Genomic DNA, 25,984 nt, shown 5'->3' on the forward strand with positions numbered 1-25,984 from the left:
GAGGATCAGAGGCGCCGCCGTTTTCTCCAGACCGTCATGCCCCACAGGAAGGTGAGGAAGGGAAGGCTCAGCACCTGGACATACAACAGAATGCGTTCCTGGACCGGATTGGGAATGAAGGGGCGCAACGCCGGCTCCTTGGGCGTGATCGAAATCAGCTCGCGTTCCTCGGCCAGCCATCCGGCGGCGTGCAAAAAGAAGTCGGTGTTGCCCGGGAAATTCAGAAACGCGTTGCTGGCGAACGACGAGTTGCCGACCACCACGATGGCGGGCCGCGGTTTGCCTTCTTCGGGCGGCTTCTTCGGCGTGAGCGCGGCCGCCAAATGCACAGGGCCCTGGACGTCTTCTTTCTCGTTGAAGCTCACGACACGCCCTTTCATGTCCGTCTCCGCCCAACTGCGGGGAGACGTGCGGGCCAAGGGCACGAAGTCCCAATCCTTCGCCGCGTCTTCGCGGAACGTGACATGCCGTGACAAGGGCAGCAGGACGGCCGAGGTCAGATCGTGCGTGATTTCGTGATCGGTGAACACGCTGACCAGCAGAGCGGTCAAATCTCCTAAGGCAAGACGATTTTGGAGATCCACCACAACGCCCTTGCCTAACTCCACCCCCCATTTGGCCAGCAGATCGTCCAGGTCGGTCTGTGTATCCGGATCGATGAGAAACATCACGCGGCCGCCTCGCTCGACGTATCGTTCGATACGTTCCTTTTCCTCTTTTGTCACCGGTCGGCGAGGACCGGCGATGATCAGGACGGCGGCGTTTTCCGGCACGGCGCTTTCCTGGAGCAACGAGACGGTGCCGACATCGTAACCTTGCTTGATCAAAGCCTCTTTCGCCAGCGCATAGCCGTTGCGCTCGCGGTCTTCCAGGCTGCGTTCTCCGTGTCCTTCCAGAAAGAGCAGCCGTTTCTTGGTGTCCTTGGAAACGCGGATCAGGGCGCTCGTCAGTTCGAGCTCGGAGGGGGAGTTGATCCGGACGGACTGTGAGCCGCTCTCCAACACGGCTGTGTCCGCCCGCGTGATGCCGTACTCGCGTGCGATGTTCGGACGCCGTTCGGGGTCGATGAACTGCACCGTCAACTTGTTGCTGGCCTGACGGTAACTGTCGAGCAGGTCGCGATACGTATTAAATGCTTGGCTCCGTTCCTGGGCGAAGACGGTGATCTTGACCTCGCGATTCAAACCGCGCAGGACTTGATAGGTCTGGGGCGCGAGCGTGAAGTGTTGGGTCTCGGAAAAATCCCAGCGCTGCGCGTGGCGGCTCGCGAGGAAGTTGACGATACCCAGAATGCCAAGGAACAGCACGACCATCAGCACGCTGTTGGCGCCCAGCCGGGTCGAGCGACGGGAGGAAAACGCCTTGAGCGCCTCGAAGTGGATGACGAAAAAGACGATCAGACAGACGAGCGCCAAGCCCTCGCACAGTGTGACCAGCCACAGCTTGTCAGGCGCCAGGCTGTAGGCCACCAGCCCGGCGACGGCCAGTCCGGCTCCCACGATGCCGATCGGAACGGTCGACCGGGTTACTTCCATCGGGCCGACTCCACGACGCGGTGTGCAAGGAAGAGCATCAGCACGATCCCGCTCAGATAATACACGAGGTCTTTCGTGTCCACGAGACCCCGGACCAAATGATCGTAATGCTCAATGAAGGAGAGATACGAGATGACGTTGCCGGCCGGGGTGTCGCCGAGGATCGATCCCAACGCGCCCAGCAGCCAAATGAGGATCAGCAGCCCGAAACTCAGAAATGCGGCCACGATCTGGTTCTCGGTCAGGGCGGAGGCGAGGACGCCGGTGGCGAGGAACAGCGCGCCCATGAGGGCGAGGCCCAAGTAGCCGGTCAGCACGGGGTTCCAATCGAAGTCGCTGAAGACCGAGAGCGTGAGAGGCACTAATCCGGTCAGTCCGAGGAGACCCAGAAAAATCAGATAGACGCTCAGGAACTTGCCCACCACGATATCGTTGATGCCGATCGGCGCGGTCATCAAAAGTTCGAAGGTCCGCAGCTTGCGTTCTTCGGCGAACAACCGCATGGTCAGGATGGGCAAGGTCAGCAGCAAGACGATGGCGGTGCTGTAGAAGGTAGGGCGAAAGACCAACTCATTGAGATTGATTTGGGCCGTGGCTCCTTGGATCTGCATGAAGCGAATGGCCTGGTTGCCCGCATTCACCACGGCCAGATAGGACAACACTCCGAAAATCAGCAGGAAGACGGCGCCGACGACATACACCACCGGGGACACGAAATACGAACGCAGCTCCTTCGCAATGATGGCTTTGACGGGGGTCATGGTCGCGGCAATTCGCTCCGGATTTGCCCTGGCGGTTCTGGCCCGAGCGGCGGTTCGGGCTGTGTGTTCTGATCCGATTCGCGGTCAGGCTCGATTCCCTCTTCACGCTGGGTCAACCGCAGGAAGACGTCCTCCAGGGTCATTGAAATGGATTTTAATTCGAGCAGCCCCCAGTTGTGACCGACCACGAACCGGGCGATGTCGTCCCTGAGGTCGCGGCCCAGTTCGCATTCAATCAAGTATGTCCCTGATTCTCCGGCGGCGAAGACGTTCAGCACGCCAGGAATCGTGCGTAGCCGATCGGGGCCGTCCGCAGGAGGTGACTTCACGGTGATGCTGATTTTCTCCGAGCGCCGGAGCCTGGCGGACAAGCGGTCCGGCGTGTCCACGGCCACGATCCGCCCGTTATTGATGATCACCACCCGTTGGCAGACGGCCGTCGCCTCTGGGAGGATGTGCGTGCTCAAAATCACCGAGTGGGAGCCGGCGAGGCTTTTGATCAGTTCACGGATTTCGATGATTTGTTTCGGGTCGAGCCCGACCGTCGGTTCGTCCAGGATGAGGACGGGTGGATCATGCAGCAGGGCCTGGGCCAAGCCCACCCGCTGCCGATACCCGCGGGACAGGTTCGCAATGAGCCGGTGGCGGACCTCGCCCAGCGAAAGCCGTTCGATCACGCGGGCCATCCCGTTCGTCAGCCTGTGTCCGTTCAAGCCGCGCAGGCGGCCTGCGAACGTCAGGTACTCCGTGACCGTCAGTTCTTGGTAGAGCGGAGGGGTTTCAGGGAGATAGCCGATTCGACGTTTCACCTCCATCGGCTGCTCCAAACAGTCGTACCCAGCCACTCGGGCCGTGCCTTCTGTCGCGGGCATGAAACAGGTCAGAATCCGCATGGTCGTGGTCTTGCCGGCGCCGTTCGGCCCCAAAAAAGCCAGGACCTCGCCCTTCTCGACGGTGAAGGTCACTTCTTCGATAGCCGTAAGTCGGCCGTATCGTTTCGTAACGTTCTGAACTTCGATCATGAAGTTGGTCGCGAGATGAACAGCAGGGCTGGTGGCTTCAGAGCCCGCCTCCATGGATCGAACCGGCGGGTCTGGTGCGGATATTATCGAGTCTGTTCAGGTCAGTCAAGGGCGCGGCACTGCGCGTTGTTCACCGAGGTGACGTGACGAGGAACCGCTTTACAGATAAATTCCAACCTGCTACATTTGCGCCGGCCGTAAAGGCGGTTGGAGATTCTCACGGAAAAAAGGGAGAATGCCGGATGAGCGGAAATCCTGTGAGGTTGCTGCTTGTGCTCGTCGCAGCCCTTGTCTTCGCGCCTGTTGCCGTTTCGTCCGCGACGACGGCGTCCGGTTCGCCGGTTCGTCGGGTGCAAGGTCAAGTCGTGGCGGTGAATGTCAAAGATACGCCGCCGGTTATCGTCGTGAAGACGATGACCGCGAAGAAGCAGGAACTGATCGTCGGGGCGACGGTCGAGGAGAACGCATCGATTACTCGCGGGAAAACGCCGGTCACGCTCGCCGACATCAAGGAGGGGGAAACGGTCGATCTGACCTATGTGAAAAATCCGGACGGCCTGGTGGCCCAATCGATCCGTGTCCGATGAAGATGAAAGGTGGAGGTTCGATGTCGCGCAAAGTTGTTCAGTCTGCCGTTGTGATTAGCTGTGCGGGATTAGTGTTGAGCATATCGGTTGGCTGCGCCGGAAAGAAGCTTTCGACATCGGCGTCCGATCAGACGATGATAGCCGGTGAAAAACCGCAGGTTGAAGCTCAGGTGGCTTCGCCGCCCAGCGCCGAAGCGTCCGCACCGACGATCACGCCTCAGACCGAGGCGGCGACCGCACGGGCGGAAACTATGCCCGAAGCTCCGGTTCCTCAGCCGGAGCCTCCCCGAGCCGAAGTCTCGGCAGAAGCCCCGAAAATGGAGGAGGCCAAGACCGAGATACCTCCTTCGTCCGTCTCCTCGGAGCCTCCGCCGGTTGAGGAGAAGCCCAGTGCCCTGCCGCTTCCTTCCGCCGCAGAGTCAGCCCCATCGGTTGTGGCACCCCCTTCCGCCCCCGCCGTTGCGGAGGCGACCCAACCGGCTGGGGCGCCCCCTTCCATCCCCGCCACATCCGAAGAAACGGCGGCTCTGTCCGATGTCTTCTTTGACTTTGATCGGTTTGCTATTCGCCAGGACGCTCAGGCGACGCTGGAGGCGAATGCGCGTTGGCTCAAAACGGCGAACGGACGCAAGGTCCTCATCGAAGGGCATTGCGACGAACGAGGAACGGTCGAATACAATCTGGTTCTCGGCGAGAAGCGCGCGCAGTCCGTCAAACAGTACCTCGAAGAACTCGGTGTGCCGGCCTCGCAGATCCAGATCACCAGCTTTGGCAAGGAAAAGCCGTTCTGTACTGAGCATAGCGATGCCTGCTGGCAGCAGAATCGCCGCGCCCATTTTGTGCTGCAGTAGCCGAAATGTTCGATATCGTTCTGTCAGTTCCTTCGTGGTTCCGGAGGGGATTCTGGGAAAAGAGGAGGGGGATGGTGAGGCCACATCATCGTATCTTCATGAGCTGTGGAATCGTAATGCTCGTGCTGTCCGGCTGTGCTGGAAAAGGGGAGGTCATCGCAATCAGTATTCCAGCGAAACGCGTGGCTGCCGAGGCAACGGCCAGGAATCCCGGCGGCCCCCATGTGGCTGTGACGGTGTTCGAAGACGGGCGATCGAACAAGACCAGATTGGGAGTCCGCACCCATCTTTTTGGCGGCGAGAGCCATTTCAATCTCACCAATGGAGCAGACCCACGTGAGGCGACGGCGCAAGCCCTGGTGGACTATTTGGTGAAGAAGGGCTGGAACGTCTCGTTTATGAAGCCAGGGGCGACAAATGGCGCCGATGTGACCATTTCGGGAAAAATCTTGGAACTTTCGCTCGACGCCAAGAGCGGATTCGGTTCGACGGAGATTGTGGCGAAGAACAAACTCGTGCTTCAGGCGAAGAATCAAGCGGACGGCAGCCTGGTGCGTGAAACGCTGAACGGCCTGGGGACGGACAGCGTCTTTTGGTTCGATCCAAAGGATGGACAGGATTTGATTAACGAGGTGTTGGAACGGAATTTCGACAAGTTCCTGGCGGATACCACCATTGAGGGAAAGTCCCTGCGTCTCAAATAACTTATAAGCACGTGCTGTGTTGCCCCGCCCAGGCAATGGGTTCTGCCGTCTCGACGATTTGGTGACTGCTCCGATTCGCCCTGTTTACTGGGCATTGACTTAGAACCCAGCTGTCCTCTATAACGCGCCTGCCTATTGCCCTGTCCGCCTTCCCGAATTTCTTGCGCCCATCCCCGGCTTGTTCGGGTCGCCCGAGCAGTGACTTTCTATATACGAAGGTATGGGAAAGACCTACGCCATCGGTATTGTGGCCCGGGTCGGGATCACTTAGGGTAACGCCACGCGCGCTATCAGCGATAAGGACGAAAATTCGGGAAATTGGCGAGAGGTCGACAGGGAAGTCAGGGCGCGTATGGACCAACTATCCGGTAAGACGGATGTCGTATTTCGAACAAAGCTCCTGGCGATCGGAGGGCTGAGCCTCCTGATCGGAGCCTGCACCTGTTTGCCTAAGGGCGCAACCGACTTGGACTTGGGGATTAAAGAGAGGGGCATTGCGTCCTGGTATGGGGGCCAGTTCCATGGTAAGACCGCCGCAAGCGGCGAGATCTATGACATGACAGCGCTGACGGCCGCGCATCGCACGTTGCCTCTAGGGACCATGGTCCGGGTGATCAATGTTTTGAATGGAAAGCAGGTGCGCGTCAGGATCAATGATCGAGGCCCGTACGTTGGCGGACGTATTCTTGATTTGTCGTATGCGGCGGCGCAGGAACTCGGAATGGTCGATGGTGGGATCGCCGCAATCCAGTTGGAGGTGATCGGGGATCATCGTCCTGAGTTTCTGGCCACTCCCGGCCGGTTCACCCCGGCGACCGGACTTCTGCCGTTGTCCGGTCAAAGACCGGCTCGGTCGGGGTCGCGCCAGATCCCCTGTGCGCTGGATGCAACCGGCGCCGCTCGTCAAGTCATTCGATTCCTTCCTGCCGATCTGCTCTCTCCGTCGCGGCGGATCAGGCGGGTTTTGGACATCTTCTCGGCCGACCATACGGTGTCTTCGGCCATGCCCGCTCTCGCGCTCGTCTAGTGCGTCGCCCGCCGCGACGGTCGGCTCTCCCGCGCATATCCCCGTGTTGACAGTGCTCCATCCGCTCCACTAGACTGAGCGACGAATCGCGAGAAGTCGGCCGACGCGGGACGAATCGCGCGACGGCGGAGGAGCTGAAAAATGGGCAGAGAGAGCCGTGCGGAAACGGATGAAGAAAGACTTAAAAAGAAAATTGCGGAGCGACTCGCCGGTCATGCGAATCCTGAAGGAGACCGGACGCTTCGCGTGCTCCGCAAACGATTGAAGCGTCTCCAACGGAAACGCCGATCGCTGGCAATGCGGAAGCGTTACGCTGTCGGCAAGCAGGGTGAGACGAAAACGGAAGCTGCCGCGTGACCTGACCGACGATTGCGTCGCGGTCTGGGCGCAGGGGATGGGGAATTTTTTATGGAAGAAGGAGAGAAGATGCAGAAGCCGGAAGAGCCGGCTGCGGCGGCGGAGCCGCAACTCGACGACGAATTGACTGACCGTGTCTCCGAGCAGCTTACGGCTGAGGCTGGAGAGACAGCGGGCGAAGCTCCGGCCGCCGAAGCCGCCGGCGAGGAGGTGCTCGAAGAAGAAAAAGTCAAGGACGAGATCGATATTCAGATCGATCTCTTGAAAGACCCCGATTGGGCGGTGCGCCGTGAAGCCGTCGTGACGCTGGGCGAGATGGGCGACGAACGCTGCGTCGAGCCGGTCGTCCGGGCGCTCAGAGACGGTGACTGGCAAGTGCGCGAGGCGGCCATCGAGGCCTGCGGACAGATCGGATCTCCCTGCGTTGAGTCGTTGATCAAGCTGCTGCGCGACTGGGATACCCGCAAGTTTGCCATCCGGGCGCTCGGCAAAATCAGGGACGAACGGGTGCTCGAGCCGCTGATCGGCCAACTGCGCAACGACGAATTCAACGACGCAGCGACCGACGCGCTGGTGGAACTCGGCAAGCCTGCAGTTCCCAGGCTGATCGCGGCGCTCAAGGATAAAGACGAAAATGTTCGCAAGCAGTCCGTGATCGCGTTGGGGCGGATCAAAGATCCCGACGCCATCGATCCGTTGATCGAGATGTTGCAGGACAAGGATTGGTTCACTCGCTTGACCGCAGCCGCGGCGCTGGAATCGATCGGCCACGAACGCGGGCGGGAAGCGATCAAGCCGCTGCTGAAAGACCCCGATCTGGTCGTGCGGATGCGGGTTGAACGGATCCTCGCGAAGTGGAAAAAAGAAAAGCCGGTGACCGCTCCCTCGGGCACGGCCTGACCTCCCTGGTCTCTGGTCTATTTGCTCAACAATCCGTCCAGTTCCCGTTGAAGGTCGTCCAACCGAGAGAGCGGGACTTTCTTTCCGAGCGAGATGTCCAGGCGGAGTTCCCGAATTTTGGTCGCCAGCGTCTTTATGGCGGTGCCGTCGGACGCCTGGGCTCCCCGCGCGGCATGTTCCAAGGAATCGACGGCTTCCGCCAATTCCCTGGCGGCATCGCCGAAATTCCGCTCGAACATGTCTGCTTTGGCCTGCACCACCCTGGCCTTCGCGTCGACAAGACCCTGCCGTTTTCGCAAATCCTTTTCGATGCCGAGGGTGGTGTCCATCACGTTACGAGAGAGGTCTTTCACCGCTTTTTGAAGATCCGCGATGGTTTGCTGAAGGATTCCGACCGGTTGGCGGCCGACGACATAGCCGAGTCCGAACGCCAGGCTGATCAAGGTGAGCACGCCTAAGAATTTCAGCATGGAGATCCTCGCGGTCGGTGACGCGCCTTCTTGGAAGCCTTTCCCCTGGATAACACTTCGATGATGCCCCCGGCCGCCGCGATGCGGACCGCCGGATCCGTATCCTCCAATCCCTTTTTCAGCAGCGGGATCACGTCCGGAAGGCCGATTTTCCCCAGGGCCTTGGCCGCCATCAGACGCGGAAGAGGCTGTTGATCGCGCAGCAGCGCTTCCAAGACCGGCAGCGCCTTCGGGCTCGTGGCCGCCGCGAGCGCTTGGGCGGCTGCGCCTCTGACCGAGGGGTCGGAATGTTTGGCAAGGTCCGCCGCGACAAGAACGGCCGTCGCGTCTCCTAGCCGGAGGAGCCCTTCCACGGCGCCGGCCCGAACATGGCCGACAGGATCGCGAGTGAGAGGGATGATGAATCCCCGCGCGTCCGCCAGTCCCAGGCGTCCCAGGCTGGCTGCGGCGATGCCGCGAACACGAGCGCTTTCGTCCTCGAGCGCGTGGACGAGCGGTGCCATGCCGCGTGGATCACCGAACTCCCCCAGAGCCCCGGCGGCGAACGCGCGGACCGAGGGGTCCGGATCGTACACCGCCTGGCTCAGAACGGCAAGACTTGACGGTCGTTTCAACCGCCCCAGCACGCCGATCGCCGCCATACGCGCTTCCGGATCGGGCAGTGTGGCGGCGTTCATGATGTCGATGAGCGCGTCGCTCTTCCCGAATCTCACCAATCCAGCCAAGGCGAAGATCGACTCCGGTCCTTCGTCACGTCGGGCGAGTTGAGTCAATTCTTCGGTGACGTCCGTCGCGCGGGCCTCGGCCAAGGCGTTAATGGCTGCGATGCGGACGGCCGGGGTCTCGTCACGCAAAACCCGTTTGAGCGCTCCGGACTTGGCGGCCAACCCCGCCTTCCCGATCGCCCCGGCGGCTCTGGCGCGGACGAAAACCGACGAGTCCAACAACCCGTCTTCGAGCACCGGCGCTGTCTCGGGCTCTCCAATTTCCGCCAGGGCGGTATAAGCTGCGATCCGTACATGTTCCTGCGGATCGCGCACGCGACTGGTAATGAAACTCAGCGCAAGCTGCCGTAATAGACCGGGGTCGTCGGACCGCGAAGCGGGGACGAGGCGCGGATAGAGCTTGAGCGCCTCTTCCGGCCGGCCGAGGCGCAGGTAACTCAAGAAGCCGAGCCGGATCAGCTCGCGGGACGGCTTGCTCTCCATTCGAGCGGACTCCAGCAGGCGCGTCACCCTGTCGTAGTCCGAGTTCTTGAACGCCGCCGAAGCTTCCCGCTCCGGAGAGACCGGCGTCCGTTTGGGGGCCGACACGAGATCGGCCTGGCCGCCGAACGCCGACGCGGGAATTAACGCCCGGACGAGGAGAAGGAGACACAAGGTGCCGATTATGGACCGGTCGGCCGTCATCAGGAACGGCCGGCGGCGCCCTCGACCAGCATCGACCGGGGGACGAAAACTGTCCGGCGATGTGCGGGTCGGCAAAGAAGAAGATCGAATTCCACGGTGCTCACCGGCCCTTACCATGAAGACGGCATGCCGGTTGCGGCGGCCGCGTACATGAGATCCACGTATTCTTTCAGCATTCGTTTCGTGCAAAACTTTGGCGCGATGGTGCGAATGCTTTCCTTGACGATCTGGATCCATCCTCTAGGAATCCCGTCGAGGTCTCGTTGGTAGAAGAGCGGAATGACCTCATGTTCAAGGATTTGATAAAGCTGTTCGGCGTCGTAAGCATCCTGAGCCTGTGGGTCGTTCAGCTCAGGAGCCGGCGGGATCCCCCAGCCGTTCGCGCCGTTGTATCCCTCCTGCCACCAGCCGTCCAGGACGCTCAGGTGCAGGACCCCGTTCAGAGCGGCTTTCTGTCCGCTGGTTCCACTGGCTTCCATGGGGGCGCGGGGGGTGTTCAGCCACACGTCCACGCCCTGCACGAGATATTTCGCCATGTGCATGTCGTAGTCTTCGAGGAACGCGACGTGCCCGCCGAGCTTATGATCGTTGCAGAAGCTCACGACTTCGTGAATGAAATAACGGCCCGGTTCGTCGGCCGGGTGGGCTTTACCTGCGAACACGATCTGCACGGGGCGCCAGCGATTCTGCAAGAGATGTCGCAGTCGTTCGAGGTCGCGAAAGATCAAGGTCGCCCGCTTGTAAGTGGCGAACCGTCTGGCGAACCCGATGGTCAAGGCTTCAGGATCGAGTAAAGTCCCCCTGGCCAGCACCTGCAAAGGTTGAAGATGCCCTTGCACCCATCCGGTCCTGGCCCGTTCCCGGATGAAGCTCATCAGCTTGCGCTTCATGGTCTGGCGGACCGCCCACAGCTCGCTATCGGGGATGTCCAGCACCCGTTGCCAGAGGGCCGGATCATCGCACCGTGTCGCCCAGTCGGGCCCTAGATATTTGCCGTACACCTGATTGAGTTCCGGCGAGATCCAGGTAGGAGCGTGGATGCCGTTGGTCACGCTGCGAATCGGCACGAGATCCTCGGCCAGGCCCGGCCACAGATGTTTCCACATGCCGCGCGACACCCGGCCGTGTTCCCGACTGACCGCGTTGACATGCGCCGACATCCGCATCGCCAGGGCGGTCATATTAAAACCCTGTCCCATGGTCTGAGGTGTCTCGCCGAGACGCAGAAATTCATCACGCGTCAATCCAAGTTGCTCCCAATAGCCGTGAAAGTATCGTTCCATTAAATGGTGGGGGAAGACATCGTGCCCGGCCGGGACCGGCGTGTGCGTGGTGAAAACTGTGCTCTGGCGGACGCTCTCGCTGGCCTCTGCGTGAGACAGGCCGGATTGCACCAGTTCGCGGATCCGCTCCAGGGTCAGAAACGCCGAATGTCCTTCGTTGGCGTGCCATACGGTGGGCGCAAGCCCGAGCGCGCGCATGACCCGCACGCCGCCGATGCCCAGAAGAATTTCCTGACTGAGGCGAATTTCTTGATCTCCCCCGTAGAGCCTCGCGGACAGTGCTCGGTCTTCCGGGCTGTTTTCCGACACGTCCGTGTCGAGCAGATACAAGACAGTCCGACCGACGCGCACGCACCAAACCAACGCCGCCACGGTCCGATCGGCCATTTCGACTCTGATCTGACAGGGAGTTCCAGCCGGCGTCATGGCCTGGTGAATGGGCGACTCGCTCCGGTTGAACGGCATATACACAGCCTCTTGCCACCCTTCCACCGTGACGCGCTGTTTGAAGTATCCTTGAGGGTACATGAAGCCGACGCCGACCAACGGAACGCCGAGATCGCTGGCTTCCTTGCAGTGGTCGCCGGCAAGGATTCCCAGGCCGCCGCTGTAGATGGGAATGGAATTGTGCAAACCGAACTCGGCCGAGAAGTAGGCGATCAGGGAGCGTTCCATCCCCTGATAATGTGAAGCGAACCAGGTTTTGGTGTCACCCAGATATTCGTCAAAGGCTTTCATGACCGCCGAGTATAGACGGACGAAGGTCGGATCGTCGGCCAGCGCGGCGAGTCGCTCGGGTTTAACGTCGGACAGCAGCTTGACGGGATTGTGGTGGGTCAGGTGCCAGAGCGTTGGATCGATGACTTCGAAAAGATGCCGGGCTTCAGGCTTCCAGCTCCACCAGAGATTCTGGGCAAGTTCCTGGAGTCGTGCGAAATCCTTTGGCAGTCGGGCTGGCCACACCGTAGGGTCGCTATTGTCCACTCCTCCTCCCTCATGATCATGCGGTCAACTCGTCGACGCGAATGGGGGGCGTTGCGTCGAGGGCCGGGCGTCAAGCATGTCCGGATACGTGCCAGGAGGCCCACTCCTGTGAAAACGCCACGGCAGCGTAGCGTTCGCCTACAATTTTCGTCACGCGGTTCATGAGCTTGGTCAGCTCCTGCAACTCCTCGGGATTCAGATCGCGTTTGAAGCGGGGATGAAGACCCCACCGGGTCTCGACCTCTTCGCCGCTGACGCTGGCCATGACGCTGACCAACTTGATCTCGTTTCCTGTCGGGCGACCGGCCGACTTTTCCCTCGACACGTCCGTGGCGGACGCCGCCCGTCCCGCCGATGGCGGTGTGGATTCCTGCGGTTTCTCTCCCGTGAAAATTGCCGACATCGCCGGCAGCACGGCGCCGGCGCAGAGGGTCGCGGCTGAGGCGACTTGGAGATTGCCGGCCGCCCCGATCATGTCCGCGACACGCTCGCCGAATTCCTTGAGCATGTCGTCTTTGACTTTGCTGCTCTCGTTAACCATGAACTTGTAGTGTTCGTAGCGGCGCCGGCTTTCGCCCACAGCGCCGGCGATCGTCATCACGATCTCCATCTGGTCGCTGTTGGCTCCGAATGCCGGCTCCAGCGCCGTTTTGAGTTGGGAAATGACTTCGTCGACCAGGCTGTCCATGAACTCCGCGTGATCGGACACTGGAATGTGAAGCGCGGCGAAGCGATCGGCCAAGTTGAAGAAGATCTTGAGAAACTCCAGATACACGTCCCATTCGGTCCGCCGGGTGAGCTTCAGCGCCTTGTCGGGCGCGTTGCGCTTGACCATACTGACCGATTCGCCTGCGACGGCCAGCATCAGACCCGCGACAGCCCGGAGGCGCTCACTATATTCGTTCTTGACGGTGGCCACGGTCCGCTCCATGATGCGGGCCGCATTATACACACAGTCGCTTTCGGCGTCCAAGTGCGCGACTCGGAATGCTCCGACTCACCTTGCGGGGTTCCGTTTGCAAGCCTCCATCCGGTATGTTATACAGCGCAGCCGTCTTTTCCATAATTTTTCATTCCGGACCCCGCGCCGCCATGCATCGAGACGTCAAACCGTACGTCCTCAAGCGCTCGCCGGACCCCGTGCTTCCGCGGCGGTTGTCGCTCGACTACGAACGGGCCTTGAACCGACAGCAGTTGGCCGCCGTGACGGCCGGCGACGGCCCAGCCCTCGTCATTGCCGGGGCGGGCAGCGGCAAGACCCGCACGCTCGTCTACCGTGTCGCGTACTTGATCGATTCGGGCGTGGATCCGAGCGGTATCCTGTTGCTGACGTTCACGCGCAAGGCGGCGCAGGAGATGATCGATCGGGCCGGCGCGCTGATCGGCGCGCGGAGCGAACGGGTGTGCGGGGGGACGTTCCATTCGGTGGCCAATCTGTTGCTCCGGCGCTACGGTCGCCCGATCGGGCTCGATCCGGGTTTCACTATTTTGGACCGGGGGGATGCGGAAGATCTCATCGCGCTCGTCCGCACCCAACTCGGGTTGAACGAGAAGGATAAACGCTTTCCCCGGAAGGGCACGATCGCGGACATATACAGCAAATGCGCGAACACGCTGCGCAGTCTCGAGGACATCGTGCTCGAAGAATTTCCTCACCTTGCGGATCACCTCGACGATCTCGGCAAGCTCTTGCGCACATACGAATCGGCCAAGCGCCAGCGACAACTGCTGGACTACGACGATCTGCTCGTCAAACTGCGCGAATTGCTGAACGAGCACGAGTCAGCGCGCACGGCCATCTCGCAGAGCTATTGCCATATTCTGGTCGACGAGTATCAGGATACCAATCGCCTGCAGGCGGACCTGATCAGAAAACTTGCGGCGACCCACGACAACGTGATGGTGGTCGGAGATGACTCGCAATCCATCTACGCGTTCAGGGGAGCGACGTTCCGGAACATCATGGAGTTTCCCGCGCTGTTTCCTGGAACGATCATTTATAAGCTGGAGGAAAACTATCGGAGCACTCAGCCGATTTTGAATCTTGCGAACGAAATCATTCGAGGCGCGGCGGAGAAATACCCGAAGCATCTGTTCACGAGAAAGCTCGATGGGCCGCTGCCGGCGTTGGTCGAGGCGGCGGGAGAAAACGCCCAGTCGCGATTTGTGGCGCAGAAAATCCTGGAGCTTCGCGAGGAAGGCGTGCCGCTGCATGAGATGGCCGTGTTGTTCCGTTCCAGCTTCCATTCGTTCGATCTGGAACTGGAGCTTTCCCGGCGCGCCGTTCCGTTCGTGAAGCGGGGAGGCGTCAAGTTTGTCGAAGCCGCGCACGTCAAGGATCTGCTGGCCCATCTGCGCGTTGCGGTGAATCCTTTGGATGCGGTGAGCTGGCATCGGGTGCTGCTGCTGGTCGATGGGGTCGGTCCCAAGAAGGCGCAGGATGTGATCGGAGCGTTGCTCAAAGGGGTGCAGCCGTTCGAGCTGCTGCGTCAAATCGGCGGCCGGTCCGGCAAAGGATTGAAGGATCTAGCCGGTCTGCTGGAAACCCTCTCGCAGGCTGACGGTCTGAATCCGGCCGATCAGGTCAACCTTGCCTACGAGTATTATTTGCCGATCCTTAAAGAGCAGTACGACGACTATCCGAAACGAATGCGGGATATCGAGCATTTGTCCACTATGGCGGAGCGCTATCGTCAGCTCGGCGAATTCCTCTCCGACCTTGCGTTGGAGCCGCCGGACGGGAGTGTTGTCAATATCGAACCAGCCGACCGCGATGAGGAGCGATTGGTTCTCTCGACCATCCATTCGGCGAAAGGGCTTGAGTGGCAGTGCGTATTCATCATTTGGGTCGTGGACGGCAAGTTTCCATCCGCTTACTCCTTTGTGACGGAAGACGGTCTCGAAGAAGAACGACGACTGTTCTACGTCGCGGTGACGCGGGCCAAGCGATTTCTGTACCTGATCTATCCGGTCAACGTATATGACAAGGCCAGTGGAATGCTCCTTTCAAAACCGACCCGATTCCTCGACCACATCCCGTCGTCACACTTGGAAACGTTGGCCTTGGTAGAGGAACGAGAGAGCTTCGGGTAAGACGTTCATGGGCCCACGGACTTCGAAACGAACCGTTTTTTGCGTCCTGTCTAGCACTGGGTTGTTATCCGGCCAGGTTGTCCGTCGCGCAATTCCGCGTTGTGTGAATCATTCCCATGATGTCACGGCCGTGCCTTCGTGAGCGACTCCTGACGTTTCTGTTGGGACTGGGGCTCGCGCACTTCGTGTTGCTCGGATACGGACCGGCTTTCTCCGCCTCGCCCAGCCTGTCCCGCGATTCCGATCGGATCTGGGAGGCGCTCCTCTCGCAAGCCGATGCGCTCAAACTGCCGACCCGGTTTCTCCATCAGCTCCCTCCCGATTTTATTCATTTTGAGTTCGAGGATCTGCGCTCCTTCGCGGCCGAATATCATCCTGGTGAACATCGTCTGGTCCTGAACCGGACCCTATCGTTCAACGCGGCGGGGGGAACACTCAGGCCTCTCGGCCGGATGGCGCATCGGGAGTTACAGACGCTTTACCATGAGTTGTTTCATGCCTACATGGATTATTGGGGCGTGGGCGATCAGGATGGGGCGGGCGCGGTCGCTTCGAACCCGTTGCTCGACTTTGCACAGGGGCAACGGCAATGTCGGTATCAGGAAGTGTTGATTACGCCGGTGGTCCAGCGGAGGAGCGCGACGGAAACGCGGTTTCTGACCGAACGGGAATCCTGGGAGGCGTTGAATGAAACCTGGGCGGTGTTTGTAGGGTGGGCCATCTGGACTCATCTGGAGGTGCAGAAGAAGGCGGCGCGGAATCGGCACATCGATGTGACAAACGAATGGGTGCAACGCCTGCGGAAGGCCGATCGCGATGCGGACTTGCGCGGGTATTATGAGCCGGAGGATCCGACCGAAAGGACCCTGACTCACAAACGGTTTCTGGCTCCTCAATTCCGGATCTCGCCAGAGGAAGTCGCATTCCTGATGGACGAGGTTCTGGGCAAAGAACGCGAGCTGATTCGGAAACTGGTCGCCGTTATGGAGGACAACCGTCGGACCCAGCCACTGGGTGGAAAGTGCGGTTCACAGGGGCCGAAATGATCTTCCGGCAGCTTGATCTTCTGAAAAATAGAGCGAGGGGGGCCGTGACAAACTTAGGTCTTGACAAGGTGTTATTCCGCCAATAGAATCTGACGTTTCCTGAGCAAGGTCATCTTCCTATTTCCGCAGCCATCCCTCCGTTTCCGGAGTGGGCCAGGCGCTGTGGGAGGCGGAGCTTACTTTCTGTCGTGTGCCGGTCAAGGGATGGTAAAGCGGTTTTGACAGTCCTGCTGGGAATAGGCTCTCTTACAAACCGTCACCAAAGCACATGGGCAGGTACCCAAGTGGACAAAGGGGGCAGACTGTAAATCTGTTGCCATTGGCTTCCAAGGTTCGAATCCTTGCCTGCCCACCATCCAAGGCTAACCGGGTTGAGCGCCGTGGGATGGTTTTTGGCGCAAGAGCGCAACACACTAGCGGCCATGATCGAGATGGCGGTTCTCCGAGCGCTTGGGAATTCATAGGCGCTCGGTTAAGCAAGCGCGGCCGGGCGGGCGTAGCTCAGTGGTAGAGTTCCAGCCTTCCAAGCTGGCTGTCGCGGGTTCAAATCCCGTCGCCCGCTCCAATGGAATTAATTTGTGAAAAATCTCCTCATGGAGAACCCTGCGAGGGGGACTGGCTCTCTCGGCGGGAGTTGGCAAGGTGGGCTTGCGGGGCTGAACCGGCAACGGAACGAGGTTCACATCCTGCAGCCGTTCCGTTGCCGACGAGAACGAGAAAGGGTGAAGCCGTTGTTCGTGAAGCGCATGAAAGAGAGAGAATCAGGAGAAAGCCCGGGATGTGCTTCGCGAGGGCAAGCGACGCGAGGCGAGGCTGAGAGAGAGGCCCACGTAGCTCAGTTGGCAGAGCACGTCCTTGGTAAGGACGAGGTCACGCGTTCGATCCGCGTCGTGGGCTCCACGCCGTGCTGGACCAGATACTGGTTCCTGGCGGCCGGATAGGCGTCTCAAGATTCAGGACTTTTGTCCAGACCGATGGGCTCTGGCCAGGAGCGTTCACAAGGTGTGCGATGCGGGAAACGCCGTACAGAAGTCATGGAAGCGACATAACCAAGGGAGTGGGCGATGGCGAAGGCGAAATTTGAGCGGCGGAAGCCGCACGTCAATGTGGGGACGATCGGGCATGTGGACCACGGCAAGACCACGCTGACGTCGGCGTTGACCAAGGTGTGCGCGGATCGGGGCATGGCCAAGTTCGTGAGCTACGACGAGGTGGCCAAGGCCAGCGAATCGCAGGGCCGGCGCGACCCGACGAAGATTCTGACGATCGCCATCTCGCACGTGGAGTACGAGACCGAGAAGCGGCACTATGCGCACGTGGACTGTCCAGGGCACGCCGACTATGTGAAGAACATGATCACGGGGGCGGCGCAGATGGACGGGGCGATTTTGGTGGTGAGCGCGGCGGACGGGCCGATGCCGCAGACGCGGGAGCATATTTTGTTGGCGCGCCAGGTGGGGGTGCCCTACATCGTGGTGTTTTTGAACAAGGCGGACAAGGTAGACGACAAGGAGCTGTTGGACCTGGTGGAGCTGGAGGTGCGGGAGCTGTTGACGAAGTACGAGTTTCCGGGGGACAAGATTCCGATCATTGCGGGGTCGGCGTTGAAGGCGCTGGAGGGGGATCCGGGGCCGCTGGGGGTGCCGGCGATTCTGAAGCTGCTGGAGGCTATTGACACCTACATTCCGACGCCGCAGCGGCCGATCGACAAGCCGTTTTTGATGCCGATCGAGGATGTGTTCACGATCAGCGGGCGGGGCACGGTGGTGACGGGTCGGGTGGAGCGGGGATCGTCAAGGTGGGTGACGAGGTGGAGATTGTGGGATTGCGGCCGACCCAGAGCACGGTGGTGACCGGGGTGGAGATGTTCCGCAAGGTGCTGGACGAGGGGCAGGCGGGCGACAACATTGGGGTGTTGCTGCGGGGCACCAAGAAGGAGGAGGTAGAGCGGGGGATGGTGCTGGCCAAGCCGAAGAGCATCACGCCGCATACGAAGTTCAAGGCCGAGGTGTATGTCTTGACGAAGGAAGAGGGGGGGCGACACACGCCGTTTTTCAACGGGTATCGGCCGCAGTTCTACTTCCGGACGACGGACGTGACAGGGGTGGTGCAGTTGAATCCGGGGGTGGAGATGGTAATGCCGGGGGACAATGTGAGCATCACGGCGGAGTTGATTTCGCCGATTGCGATGGATCAGGGGCTGCGATTTGCGATCCGGGAGGGCGGCAAGACCGTGGGCTCCGGGATCGTCACCGAAATCCTGGCGTAATAAAAATATGGGGAGCGTAAGGGGTAAGGAGTGGAAGGGTGAGGAGATGAAATCGGGCATGACATCATCAGCTTCACGTTTCACGCTTCACGCCTTACGAGTAGAAGATGCGTGAAATCATCGATATGGCTTGTTCGGTCTGCAAGCAGCGGAATTATTCGACTACGAAGAACAAAAAGAACGACCCGGACCGGCTCGAACGGAAAAAGTTTTGCCGCTTCTGTCGTAAGCACACTCCTCACAAGGAAGTGAAGTGATGAGCTGTGAACGCTGAGCTTTTTGTAATGCCGAGACCTCAGAACTCATCACGCAACACTCAGAACTCTTGCAGAGGAGGGGCATGGTGTTCAACGGCTAGCACGTCGGTCTCCAAAACCGAAGGTCCGGGTTCGATTCCTGGTGCCCCTGCCATGGTGGAATGATTGCAGGCTTCTCTGTGTGCTCCGAGGGGGGGCAGGCGAACGTCGGCGCAGTGCCCTTTCCATGAAAGGGAATTCAAGGAGGATCATATGTTCAAGAAGCTGTGGGCGTCGGTCGTTGAATTTTTGACCGATGTTCGCGCCGAGGTCAGGAAAGTTTCATTCCCCACCAGGAGCGAGACGGTGGGATCGACCACCGTCGTGATCGTGTTTTGCATCATTATGTCGTTCTATCTCTCCGTCGTGGACACGTTCCTTGTTTGGCTTATCAGCAAGATCCTATAGGGCGCGCGCAGCGCAAGGCGGACTCGAGTTCCGTCGCCTACGTGAGACGGTTGCTGTTTCCGAGGGATCGTGATGAATAAAAGTTGGTATGTGATTCATACCTACGCGGGATTTGAGGGGCGCGTGAAAACCAGTCTGATCGAACGGGCCAATCAGATGGGGTTGGCGGACAAGATCGGCCAGGTGTTGGTGCCGACGGAGGACGTCATCGAGATTAGAGACGGAAAGCGCCGCACCGCGAGGCGGAAATTTTTCCCTGGGTACGTGCTGGTGGAATTGGAAACGCCTCTCAGCGACGACACCCTGCAGATGATCAAGGAAACGCCCAAAGTCACCGGCTTTGTTGGAGGGGGCGCTCATCCGACGCCGCTGACAAAAGAAGAGGTCGAGTCTCTCCTGAAGCAGGTGGATGCGGGAACAGCCGGTCCCAGGGAGCAGATCCGGTTCATCAAGGGAGACAACGTGCGCATTATCGACGGGCCTTTCCTCGGATTCCAGGGGCTGGTGGACGAAGTGGATACCGATCATAACCGGGTCAAAGTCCTGGTCAGCATCTTTGGGCGTTCGACCCCCGTCGAACTCGGTTTCATGCAAGTGGAAAGAATTTGAGAAGAACGGAGTAATCATGGCGAAAGAGGTCGCGGCTCAGATCAAGCTCCAGATTCCGGCCGGTAAAGCCAATCCCGCTCCGCCGGTCGGTCCGTCGTTGGGGCAGCACGGCGTCAATATTATGGAGTTCTGCAAGCAGTTCAACGCCAGGACTCAAAAAGAAGGCGACAGCATCATTCCGGTTGTGATCACCGTTTACAAAGATCGGACGTTCACGTTTGTGACCAAGACGCCGCCCGCCTCTGATTTGTTGAAGAAGGCGGCGGGAATCATCAAAGGATCTGGGGTGCCCCACAAGGAGAAGGTCGGGAAGATCACTAGGGCGCAGTTGCGGGAGATCGCCCAAAAGAAAATGGCTGACTTGAACGCGGCCGACCTGGAGGGAGCTGTCAAGATCATCGAGGGGACGGCCCGCAGCATGGGCATCGTGATTCAGGGTTAAGCGGCCGTCGATGGCTCAGGACAAGGGAGTTGCCGGCTATGGGGAAAAAGATGGAGGAGGCGCGGAAAAATGTGGAGTCACGGCTGTATGGATTGAGAGAAGCCGTGGAAACCGTCAAGCAAGTCGCCTACGCGAAGTTTGATGAATCGGTGGACCTGGCGGTCCGATTGGGGGTCGATCCGAAGCGGTCGGATCAGATGGTCCGGGGGACGACGGTGCTCCCGCACGGCACGGGCAAGAAATTGCGCGTGTTAGTCTTCGCCAAGGGCGAGAAGGAGCAGGAAGCCCGTCAAGCGGGCGCGGACTATGTGGGCGCTGAAGACCTGATAGAAAAGATCAAGGGGGGATGGATGGACTTCGACTGCGCGATCGCGACGCCCGATCTCATGGCCTCGGTCGGCAAGCTCGGCAAGGTGCTCGGTCCGCGCGGATTGATGCCGAATCCGAAAACCGGAACCGTCACGTTTGATGTGGCAAAAGCCGTTCAGGAAATCAGGAAGGGACGGGTCGAATACAAGGTGGAAAAGGCCGGGATTGTGCACGTGCCGATCGGCAGGATCTCGTTCAGCCCGGATCATCTCTATGAGAACGCACAGGCCGTTTTGGAGTCGGTCATGAAAGCCAAGCCGGCTTCCTGCAAGGGCAAGTATCTGAAGAGCGCCACGATTTCCAGCACCATGGGCCCCGGGGTCAAGCTGGATACGGCGGCGATCGCGAAGCAGTGGAGCTGAAGGGGGTTGTCGGCGGTCAACGGTCATTGGGCAATAGCAATAGGTATAGGAAGAGCGGTCGAGTCGTAGCTTCCTTTCCTTTGCCAAGGCCCACGCTGGGTGAGGGAGCGGCATGAAAAAGGAAGACAAAGCGACGGCGGTTGCGGAGCTGAACGAAAAATTCGCCCGCGCCCGTCTCGCGATTCTGACGGAATGCACCGGGTTGCCGGTGAATCACTTGACGGAGCTCCGTAAGCAACTGCGGAGCGTCAAAGCCGAGTACAAGGTGGTGAAGAACACCCTGGCTATCCGCGCCGCCGAGGGGACGATGCTGGCGGAGGTCAAGCCTCATTTCAAGGGACCGTTGGGCGTGGTCATCGGATATGACGACCCGGTCCTGCCCGCCAAGGTGTTGCGGGAATTCATTCAGGCCGAAAAGCGGGACGAAAAGATCAAAATAACGGTCGGGGTCTTGGAAGGCAAGCTGCTGCAGGCGGCGCAACTGGCGGCTGTAGCGAAGTTGCCAAAGAAAGAGATCTTGATCGCCATGATGCTCGCGGCCATGCAAGGGCCAGTGCGCGGTTTCGTGTACGCGTTGAGCGGGATCTTGCGAGGATTCGTCGGAGTGATCAGCGCCATTCAAGACAAAAAGAAAGGAGAAGACAACATGCCAACCGCGGAAGGAAAGTTGACGCAGGAGGAATTGATTAAGGCAATTGAAAGCATGAGCGTATTGGAGTTGTCGGAACTGGTCAAGGGGCTAGAAGCCCGATTCGGCGTGACGGCGGCGGCACCGGTGGCGGCCGCGCCGGCGGCGGGCGTGGCCGCGGCGGCGCCGGTCGAGGAGAAGACCTCGTTCGACGTCATTTTGGCCGGCGCGGCGGCGGATAAGAAAATCCAGGTCATCAAGGTCGTGCGCGAGCTGACCAATCTGGGACTGAAGGAGGCCAAGGATCTCGTCGAAGGTGCGCCGAAACCGGTCAAGACCGGGGTGACCAAAGAAGAGGCCGAGACGATGAAAAAGAAACTTGAAGAGAGCGGTGCGAAGGTCGAGGTGAAATAGCAAGCCCAACAGTCGATCGCCGGGTGAGGGGGCATCGCGGTGTCGCGAATGACCGGTGACCGGCCGGCGAATGACGTTCCTCTTCAGTTTGACGGTCTAACCTGGAGGATGGCGGGAATGGCGGAATCGATGGTCAGCGAGTTCGTCGAGCGGAAGGATTTTTCTCGAATCCGTGCCAGTATCGGGATTCCCGATTTGATCGAGATTCAGAAACGTTCGTACGAGCAGTTTCTCCAGATGGAGGTGGAGCCGGAACATCGCGCGGACCAGGGGCTGCAAGCGGCTTTAGCCAGCGTCTTCCCGATCGCGGACTACAACAATACGGCGGTGCTCGAATTCTCCAGTTATTCGCTTGGGACGCCGAAGTACGACGTGCGGGAATGCCTCGAACAGGGCATGACCTATGCTGTCCCGTTGAAGCTGCGGGTGCGATTGGTCGTCTTCGACAAGGAGGACAAAGGCCTGAAGCGGAAAGTGCTCGACGTCCGCGAGCAGGAGGTATACGTGGGCGAGCTGCCGCTGATGACGGAGCGCGGCACGTTCATCATCAATGGCACCGAGCGCGTGGTGGTGAGCCAGCTTCATCGCTCGCCGGGGGCGTCATTCACCCACGACAAGGGTCGGACGCACGCGAGCGGCAAAGTGCTGTATTCCGCGCGGATCATTCCGTATCGGGGGTCGTGGCTCGATTTCGAGTTCGATGCCAGGGATATTCTGTACGTGCGCATCGACCGACGCCGGAAAATGCCGGCGACGATCCTTCTAAAGGCCTTCGGGTATTCCGGCGACGACCTGCTGAAGATGTACTACCCGGTGGAGGAAATCCGGGTTGTGAAGGGCAAGCTCCTGCGCAAACTGGATCCCGAGATCCATCATGGACTCAAGTGTTCCATGGAGGTGACGGAGAAGGGAGGGAAGGAACCACTGGTCCGCGAAGGGGCTAAGTTGACCAAGGCTCTTATCGCGCGGCTCAAGGCCGCGGGGGTCAAGGAAATTCCCGTCGCGCCGGGAGAGCTTGTCGGACGCGCTGTGTTGACCGAGTTGGTCGACCCGACCTCGAAGGAAAAGATTCTCGACAAGAATCAACGACTCACCGCCGAGATTATTGACAAGATTCTCCGGAGCGACGTCGAAGGTTTCAAGGTGATCTACCTTGACACGGCGACGGCTACGCCGGTCATCCTCGACACCTTGGAGATGGAGCGGACGGCCTCGAAAGAAGAGGCGATGGTCGAGATCTACCGGCGGTTGCGCCCCGGCGAGACGCCGTCGGTTGAGACGGCGAAGGCGCTTTTCGAGAATCTTTTCCAGAATCCCAAGCGGTATGATCTGTCGCCGGTCGGCCGGCTCAAGCTAAACAAAAAGCTCGGGTTGGACCTGCCGCTGGAACAGCGCACGCTTACCGCGCAGGATATCGTCGAGGTGGTCCGGTATCTGGTGAATCTCAAGATGGGCAAAGGCGAGATCGATGACATCGACCATCTCGGCAACCGACGTGTCCGGTCGGTCGGCGAGTTACTCGAGAACCAGTTTCGGCTGGGGCTGGTTAGGATGGAACGCAGTATCAAGGAGCGGATGAATCTGCTCGATATGGAGACGGTGTTGCCGCATGACCTGATCAACGCCAAGCCGGTCGTGGCGGCGATCAAGGAGTTTTTCAGCAGCAGCCAGTTGTCCCAATTCATGGATCAAACTAATCCTCTGGCGGAAATCACGCACAAGCGACGGTTGTCTGCCCTGGGCCCCGGCGGGCTGACGCGAGAGCGGGCCGGATTCGAGGTTCGCGACGTCCATCCGTCTCATTACAGCCGCATCTGTCCGATCGAAACGCCGGAAGGTCCGAATATCGGACTGATCACCTCGTTAGCCACTTATGCGCGCATCAACGAGTTCGGGTTCATCGAGGCTCCGTATCGGAAAGTGGTGAGGGGACGGGTGACGGATGAGATCGAGTATCTGTCCGCGATCGAAGGCGACAAATACATCATCGCGCAGGCCAACTCGAAGGTGGACGCGTCCGGGCGGCTGGTATCCGAGACGGTCTCGGCGCGCTATGGCGGCGATTTCATCACCGCGACCCCGGACAAGGTCGAATACATGGATGTGTCGCCCAAGCAGGTCGTCAGCGTCGCCACGGCGCTGATTCCGTTCCTGGAGCACGATGACGCCAACCGCGCGCTCATGGGCTCGAACATGCAGCGGCAGGCGGTGCCGTTGATCAAGTCGGAGGCTCCGTTGGTGGGCACCGGGATGGAAGCGGTGGTGGCCAGGGATTCCGGCTACGTCGTGCAGGCGAAACGCGACGGCGTTGTGGAAAGCGTGGATGCCACGCGGATCGTAGTGCGGGCCGATTCGAAGGAGGGTCGCAAGCGGAACGATGCCGGACTGGATGTCTACGATCTGATCAAGTTCCAGCGGTCGAACCAGAATACCTGCATCACGCAAACACCGATCGTGAGATTGGGGCAGCCGGTCAAGAAGGGGCAAGTGTTGGCGGATGGTCCGGCGATCGACCGGGGCGAGCTCGCGCTCGGCAAGAACGTGCTGGTTGCCTTCATGCCTTGGGGCGGCTATAACTTCGAAGACGCTATCCTCATCAGCGAAAAGCTGGTGCGCGAAGACACCTTCACCTCGATCCATATCGAGGAATTCGAGATCGAGGCGCGCGATACAAAGTTGGGCAAGGAAGAGATCACGCGCGATATCCCCAACGTCGGCGAGGAAGCGTTGCGGAACCTGGATGAAAGCGGCATCATCCGCATCGGAGCGGAAGTTAAGCCCGGCGACATCCTTGTTGGCAAGGTCACGCCGAAGGGCGAGACCCAGTTGACGCCGGAAGAGAAGTTGCTCCGCGCGATCTTCGGCGAAAAAGCCGGGGACGTGAAGGACACATCCCTCACGGTTCCGCCTGGCGTGGAAGGTATCGTCGTCGATGTGAAGATCTTCTCCCGCAAAGGGTTGGACAAGGACGAGCGCTCGAAGAGCATCGAAAGTGAAGATGTGATGAAGCTGCAGCGCGATCACCAGGAAGAGCTGCGCATCATCGACGAGGAGAAGACCAAGAAGATCCGAAAACTGCTGTTGGGCAAAGTGGTCGGCCGCGATCTAATGGATCCCGAGACCGGCGATGTCATTCTCAAGAAGAAGGGCAAGCTGACGGCGGACATTCTGAAGCGCCTGTCCGACGATGCCGTTCGGCACATTATCTTGAGCGATCCGGACGAGCAGAAAGAGCTGGAAGACATCGAGCGGCGGGCCAAGGAACAGATCGAGATTCTCCAGACGTGGTACGACGAGAAGGTCGGTCGTCTGAAGCGCGGCGACGAACTACCACCCGGCGTGATCAAGCTCGTGAAGGTCTATATCGCGATGAAACGGAAGATTCAGGTCGGCGACAAGATGGCCGGCCGGCACGGCAACAAGGGGGTGGTCTCGCGGGTGTTGCCAGAGGAAGACATGCCCTATCTGCCGGACGGGACGCCGGTGGAGATCGTGTTGAATCCATTGGGCGTGCCGTCCCGCATGAACGTTGGGCAGATTCTGGAGACCCATCTGGGTTGGGCGGCGCACGCACTGGGTATCAAGGTTTCCAGCCCGGTGTTCGACGGGGCCTCGGAAAGAGAGATCAAGGAACTGCTCAAGAAGGCGAAACTCCCGACCGCCGGCCAAACCGTTCTCATGGACGGGCGGACCGGCGAGCCGTTCGGCAGTCCCGTGACGGTCGGATACATGTACGTCATGAAGCTGCACCACCTGGTGGACGACAAGATCCACGCCCGATCGATCGGGCCTTATTCGCTGGTCACGCAGCAGCCGCTGGGCGGCAAGGCGCAATTCGGCGGCCAGCGGCTCGGTGAGATGGAAGTGTGGGCGCTTCAGGCCTATGGCGCGGCGTCCACCCTGCAGGAGTTCCTCACCGTCAAATCGGACGACGTGCCGGGCCGCTCGCGCATGTACGAAGCGATCGTCAAAGGCGAGCCGTTCCTCGAGCCCGGCCTACCGGAATCGTTCAATGTGCTAGTCAAAGAACTGCAGAGCCTAGGCCTCGATGTCGAACTGGTCAAGGCAAAGGACTGAGAAACCATGAACCGTGAAGCGCTGAGCGTGAAGCGAATGGACCGGAGAAAAAGAGAATATCCGGGGGCCCGCGCTCCGCGC

Annotated in this window: 21 protein-coding genes, 4 tRNA genes and 2 pseudogenes; 20 read left to right on the plus strand and 7 right to left on the minus strand. The window is 59.8% G+C overall.

The features are described 5' to 3' along the window. Positions 1–5 precede the first annotated feature (5 nt). Genes ACWHTU_RS06510 through ACWHTU_RS06520 form a run of 3 tightly spaced genes read right to left on the minus strand, consistent with a single transcriptional unit; the run spans position 6 to position 3,318 of the window. Positions 6–1,535 carry a GldG family protein gene (locus ACWHTU_RS06510; RefSeq protein WP_447862590.1) on the minus strand — a complete coding sequence of 510 codons (1,530 nt, stop codon included), beginning with the start codon at positions 1,533–1,535 and terminating at the stop codon, positions 6–8. Continuing rightward, complete coding sequence (locus ACWHTU_RS06515) at positions 1,526–2,296, minus strand: ABC transporter permease (RefSeq protein WP_447862592.1); 771 nt, start codon at positions 2,294–2,296, stop codon at positions 1,526–1,528. Before ACWHTU_RS06515 ends, ACWHTU_RS06510 begins: the two co-directional genes overlap by 10 nt. Beyond that, entirely contained in the window at positions 2,293–3,318 is a 1,026-nt protein-coding gene (locus ACWHTU_RS06520) for an ABC transporter ATP-binding protein (protein WP_447863319.1), read from the minus strand. Before ACWHTU_RS06520 ends, ACWHTU_RS06515 begins: the two co-directional genes overlap by 4 nt. Positions 3,319–3,560: 242 nt before the next feature. On the opposite strand from ACWHTU_RS06520, the gene ACWHTU_RS06525 reads away from it, so the two are divergent. The 5 genes from ACWHTU_RS06525 to ACWHTU_RS06545 all read left to right on the plus strand — a co-directional run bounded on the left by ACWHTU_RS06525 (position 3,561) and on the right by ACWHTU_RS06545 (position 7,744). Continuing rightward, positions 3,561–3,905, plus strand: coding sequence for a hypothetical protein (locus tag ACWHTU_RS06525; protein ID WP_447862594.1), 345 nt, complete (start codon positions 3,561–3,563; stop codon positions 3,903–3,905). A 134-nt stretch (positions 3,906–4,039) separates the two neighbouring features. Further along, entirely contained in the window at positions 4,040–4,756 is a 717-nt protein-coding gene (gene pal / locus ACWHTU_RS06530) for a peptidoglycan-associated lipoprotein Pal (protein ID WP_447862596.1), read from the plus strand. A 116-nt stretch (positions 4,757–4,872) separates the two neighbouring features. Beyond that, complete coding sequence (locus ACWHTU_RS06535) at positions 4,873–5,460, plus strand: hypothetical protein (RefSeq protein ID WP_447862598.1); 588 nt, start codon at positions 4,873–4,875, stop codon at positions 5,458–5,460. Between the two features lie 352 nt (positions 5,461–5,812). Then, on the plus strand, positions 5,813–6,487 hold the full coding sequence (locus ACWHTU_RS06540) for a septal ring lytic transglycosylase RlpA family protein (protein WP_447862599.1): 675 nt from the start codon (positions 5,813–5,815) through the stop codon (positions 6,485–6,487). Positions 6,488–6,913: 426 nt separating this feature from the next. Continuing rightward, positions 6,914–7,744, plus strand: coding sequence for a HEAT repeat domain-containing protein (locus ACWHTU_RS06545; protein WP_447862601.1), 831 nt, complete (start codon positions 6,914–6,916; stop codon positions 7,742–7,744). A 17-nt stretch (positions 7,745–7,761) separates the two neighbouring features. Here ACWHTU_RS06545 and ACWHTU_RS06550 read toward each other — a convergent pair whose 3' ends face one another. The 4 genes from ACWHTU_RS06550 to ACWHTU_RS06565 form a co-directional block, all read right to left on the minus strand. After that, a complete protein-coding gene (locus ACWHTU_RS06550; protein WP_447862602.1) occupies positions 7,762–8,214 on the minus strand; it encodes a hypothetical protein in 453 nt (150 codons plus the stop codon). Beyond that, on the minus strand, positions 8,208–9,698 hold the full coding sequence (locus ACWHTU_RS06555) for a HEAT repeat domain-containing protein (RefSeq protein WP_447862604.1): 1,491 nt from the start codon (positions 9,696–9,698) through the stop codon (positions 8,208–8,210). The genes ACWHTU_RS06550 and ACWHTU_RS06555 overlap by 7 nt, the downstream gene beginning before the upstream one ends. A gap of 35 nt (positions 9,699–9,733) precedes the next feature. After that, positions 9,734–11,890 (minus strand): alpha-glucan family phosphorylase, encoded by a 2,157-nt coding sequence (gene glgP / locus ACWHTU_RS06560; RefSeq protein ID WP_447862606.1) that lies wholly within the window; start codon positions 11,888–11,890, stop codon positions 9,734–9,736. 70 nt (positions 11,891–11,960) lie between these two features. Then, positions 11,961–12,809, minus strand: a complete 849-nt coding sequence (locus tag ACWHTU_RS06565) for a hypothetical protein (RefSeq protein WP_447862608.1) — start codon at positions 12,807–12,809, stop codon at positions 11,961–11,963. 173 nt (positions 12,810–12,982) lie between these two features. On the opposite strand from ACWHTU_RS06565, the gene ACWHTU_RS06570 reads away from it, so the two are divergent. The 15 genes and pseudogenes from ACWHTU_RS06570 (at position 12,983) to rpoB (ending at position 25,903) form a co-directional block, all read left to right on the plus strand. Next, positions 12,983–14,983: an ATP-dependent helicase gene (locus ACWHTU_RS06570; RefSeq protein ID WP_447862609.1), complete on the plus strand. Its 2,001-nt coding sequence runs from the start codon at positions 12,983–12,985 to the stop codon at positions 14,981–14,983. Positions 14,984–15,099: 116 nt separating this feature from the next. After that, positions 15,100–16,029: a hypothetical protein gene (locus ACWHTU_RS06575; protein ID WP_447862611.1), complete on the plus strand. Its 930-nt coding sequence runs from the start codon at positions 15,100–15,102 to the stop codon at positions 16,027–16,029. Positions 16,030–16,299: 270 nt separating this feature from the next. Continuing rightward, a tRNA-Tyr gene (locus ACWHTU_RS06580) sits at positions 16,300–16,384 on the plus strand. A gap of 135 nt (positions 16,385–16,519) precedes the next feature. Continuing rightward, positions 16,520–16,594, plus strand: a tRNA-Gly gene (locus ACWHTU_RS06585). A 259-nt stretch (positions 16,595–16,853) separates the two neighbouring features. Then, positions 16,854–16,929: transfer RNA gene (locus ACWHTU_RS06590), tRNA-Thr, on the plus strand. Between the two features lie 164 nt (positions 16,930–17,093). Further along, positions 17,094–18,298 (plus strand): annotated as a pseudogene (gene tuf, locus ACWHTU_RS06595) (elongation factor Tu). 107 nt (positions 18,299–18,405) lie between these two features. Beyond that, the gene (gene rpmG, locus ACWHTU_RS06600) at positions 18,406–18,555 is read left to right on the plus strand and encodes a 50S ribosomal protein L33 (RefSeq protein ID WP_447862613.1); all 150 of its coding nucleotides are present in this window, start codon (positions 18,406–18,408) and stop codon (positions 18,553–18,555) included. A 77-nt stretch (positions 18,556–18,632) separates the two neighbouring features. After that, a tRNA-Trp gene (locus tag ACWHTU_RS06605) sits at positions 18,633–18,709 on the plus strand. Between the two features lie 98 nt (positions 18,710–18,807). Continuing rightward, positions 18,808–19,002, plus strand: a complete 195-nt coding sequence (gene secE / locus ACWHTU_RS06610) for a preprotein translocase subunit SecE (RefSeq protein WP_447862614.1) — start codon at positions 18,808–18,810, stop codon at positions 19,000–19,002. Positions 19,003–19,074: 72 nt separating this feature from the next. Next, positions 19,075–19,611, plus strand: coding sequence for a transcription termination/antitermination protein NusG (gene nusG / locus ACWHTU_RS06615; RefSeq protein ID WP_447863320.1), 537 nt, complete (start codon positions 19,075–19,077; stop codon positions 19,609–19,611). A gap of 16 nt (positions 19,612–19,627) precedes the next feature. After that, a complete protein-coding gene (rplK, locus tag ACWHTU_RS06620; protein WP_447862615.1) occupies positions 19,628–20,053 on the plus strand; it encodes a 50S ribosomal protein L11 in 426 nt (141 codons plus the stop codon). Between the two features lie 38 nt (positions 20,054–20,091). After that, entirely contained in the window at positions 20,092–20,784 is a 693-nt protein-coding gene (gene rplA / locus ACWHTU_RS06625; RefSeq protein WP_447862616.1) for a 50S ribosomal protein L1, read from the plus strand. A 112-nt stretch (positions 20,785–20,896) separates the two neighbouring features. Beyond that, a pseudogene (gene rplJ / locus ACWHTU_RS06630) lies at positions 20,897–21,403 on the plus strand (50S ribosomal protein L10); the annotation flags it as partial. A 27-nt stretch (positions 21,404–21,430) separates the two neighbouring features. Further along, a complete protein-coding gene (gene rplL / locus ACWHTU_RS06635; RefSeq protein WP_447863321.1) occupies positions 21,431–21,826 on the plus strand; it encodes a 50S ribosomal protein L7/L12 in 396 nt (131 codons plus the stop codon). Positions 21,827–21,943: 117 nt separating this feature from the next. Then, positions 21,944–25,903, plus strand: coding sequence for a DNA-directed RNA polymerase subunit beta (gene rpoB, locus ACWHTU_RS06640; protein WP_447862617.1), 3,960 nt, complete (start codon positions 21,944–21,946; stop codon positions 25,901–25,903). Positions 25,904–25,984 lie beyond the last annotated feature (81 nt).

Source organism: Nitrospira calida (assembly GCF_976986435.1).

What these genes read in the sequence shown, in the direction of transcription:
- ACWHTU_RS06510 (WP_447862590.1), bottom strand. Translation starts at nt 1,535, where the DNA reads ATGGAAGTAACCCGGTCGACCGTTCCGATCGGCATCGTGGGAGCCGGA.
- ACWHTU_RS06515 (WP_447862592.1), bottom strand. Translation starts at nt 2,296, where the DNA reads ATGACCCCCGTCAAAGCCATCATTGCGAAGGAGCTGCGTTCGTATTTC.
- ACWHTU_RS06520 (WP_447863319.1), bottom strand. Translation starts at nt 3,318, where the DNA reads ATGATCGAAGTTCAGAACGTTACGAAACGATACGGCCGACTTACGGCT.
- ACWHTU_RS06525 (WP_447862594.1), top strand. Translation starts at nt 3,561, where the DNA reads ATGAGCGGAAATCCTGTGAGGTTGCTGCTTGTGCTCGTCGCAGCCCTT.
- pal (WP_447862596.1), top strand. Translation starts at nt 4,040, where the DNA reads ATGATAGCCGGTGAAAAACCGCAGGTTGAAGCTCAGGTGGCTTCGCCG.
- ACWHTU_RS06535 (WP_447862598.1), top strand. Translation starts at nt 4,873, where the DNA reads ATGCTCGTGCTGTCCGGCTGTGCTGGAAAAGGGGAGGTCATCGCAATC.
- ACWHTU_RS06540 (WP_447862599.1), top strand. Translation starts at nt 5,813, where the DNA reads ATGGACCAACTATCCGGTAAGACGGATGTCGTATTTCGAACAAAGCTC.
- ACWHTU_RS06545 (WP_447862601.1), top strand. Translation starts at nt 6,914, where the DNA reads ATGCAGAAGCCGGAAGAGCCGGCTGCGGCGGCGGAGCCGCAACTCGAC.
- ACWHTU_RS06550 (WP_447862602.1), bottom strand. Translation starts at nt 8,214, where the DNA reads ATGCTGAAATTCTTAGGCGTGCTCACCTTGATCAGCCTGGCGTTCGGA.
- ACWHTU_RS06570 (WP_447862609.1), top strand. Translation starts at nt 12,983, where the DNA reads ATGCATCGAGACGTCAAACCGTACGTCCTCAAGCGCTCGCCGGACCCC.
- ACWHTU_RS06575 (WP_447862611.1), top strand. Translation starts at nt 15,100, where the DNA reads ATGATGTCACGGCCGTGCCTTCGTGAGCGACTCCTGACGTTTCTGTTG.
- rpmG (WP_447862613.1), top strand. Translation starts at nt 18,406, where the DNA reads ATGCGTGAAATCATCGATATGGCTTGTTCGGTCTGCAAGCAGCGGAAT.
- secE (WP_447862614.1), top strand. Translation starts at nt 18,808, where the DNA reads ATGTTCAAGAAGCTGTGGGCGTCGGTCGTTGAATTTTTGACCGATGTT.
- nusG (WP_447863320.1), top strand. Translation starts at nt 19,075, where the DNA reads ATGAATAAAAGTTGGTATGTGATTCATACCTACGCGGGATTTGAGGGG.
- rplK (WP_447862615.1), top strand. Translation starts at nt 19,628, where the DNA reads ATGGCGAAAGAGGTCGCGGCTCAGATCAAGCTCCAGATTCCGGCCGGT.
- rplA (WP_447862616.1), top strand. Translation starts at nt 20,092, where the DNA reads ATGGGGAAAAAGATGGAGGAGGCGCGGAAAAATGTGGAGTCACGGCTG.
- rplL (WP_447863321.1), top strand. Translation starts at nt 21,431, where the DNA reads ATGCCAACCGCGGAAGGAAAGTTGACGCAGGAGGAATTGATTAAGGCA.
- rpoB (WP_447862617.1), top strand. Translation starts at nt 21,944, where the DNA reads ATGGCGGAATCGATGGTCAGCGAGTTCGTCGAGCGGAAGGATTTTTCT.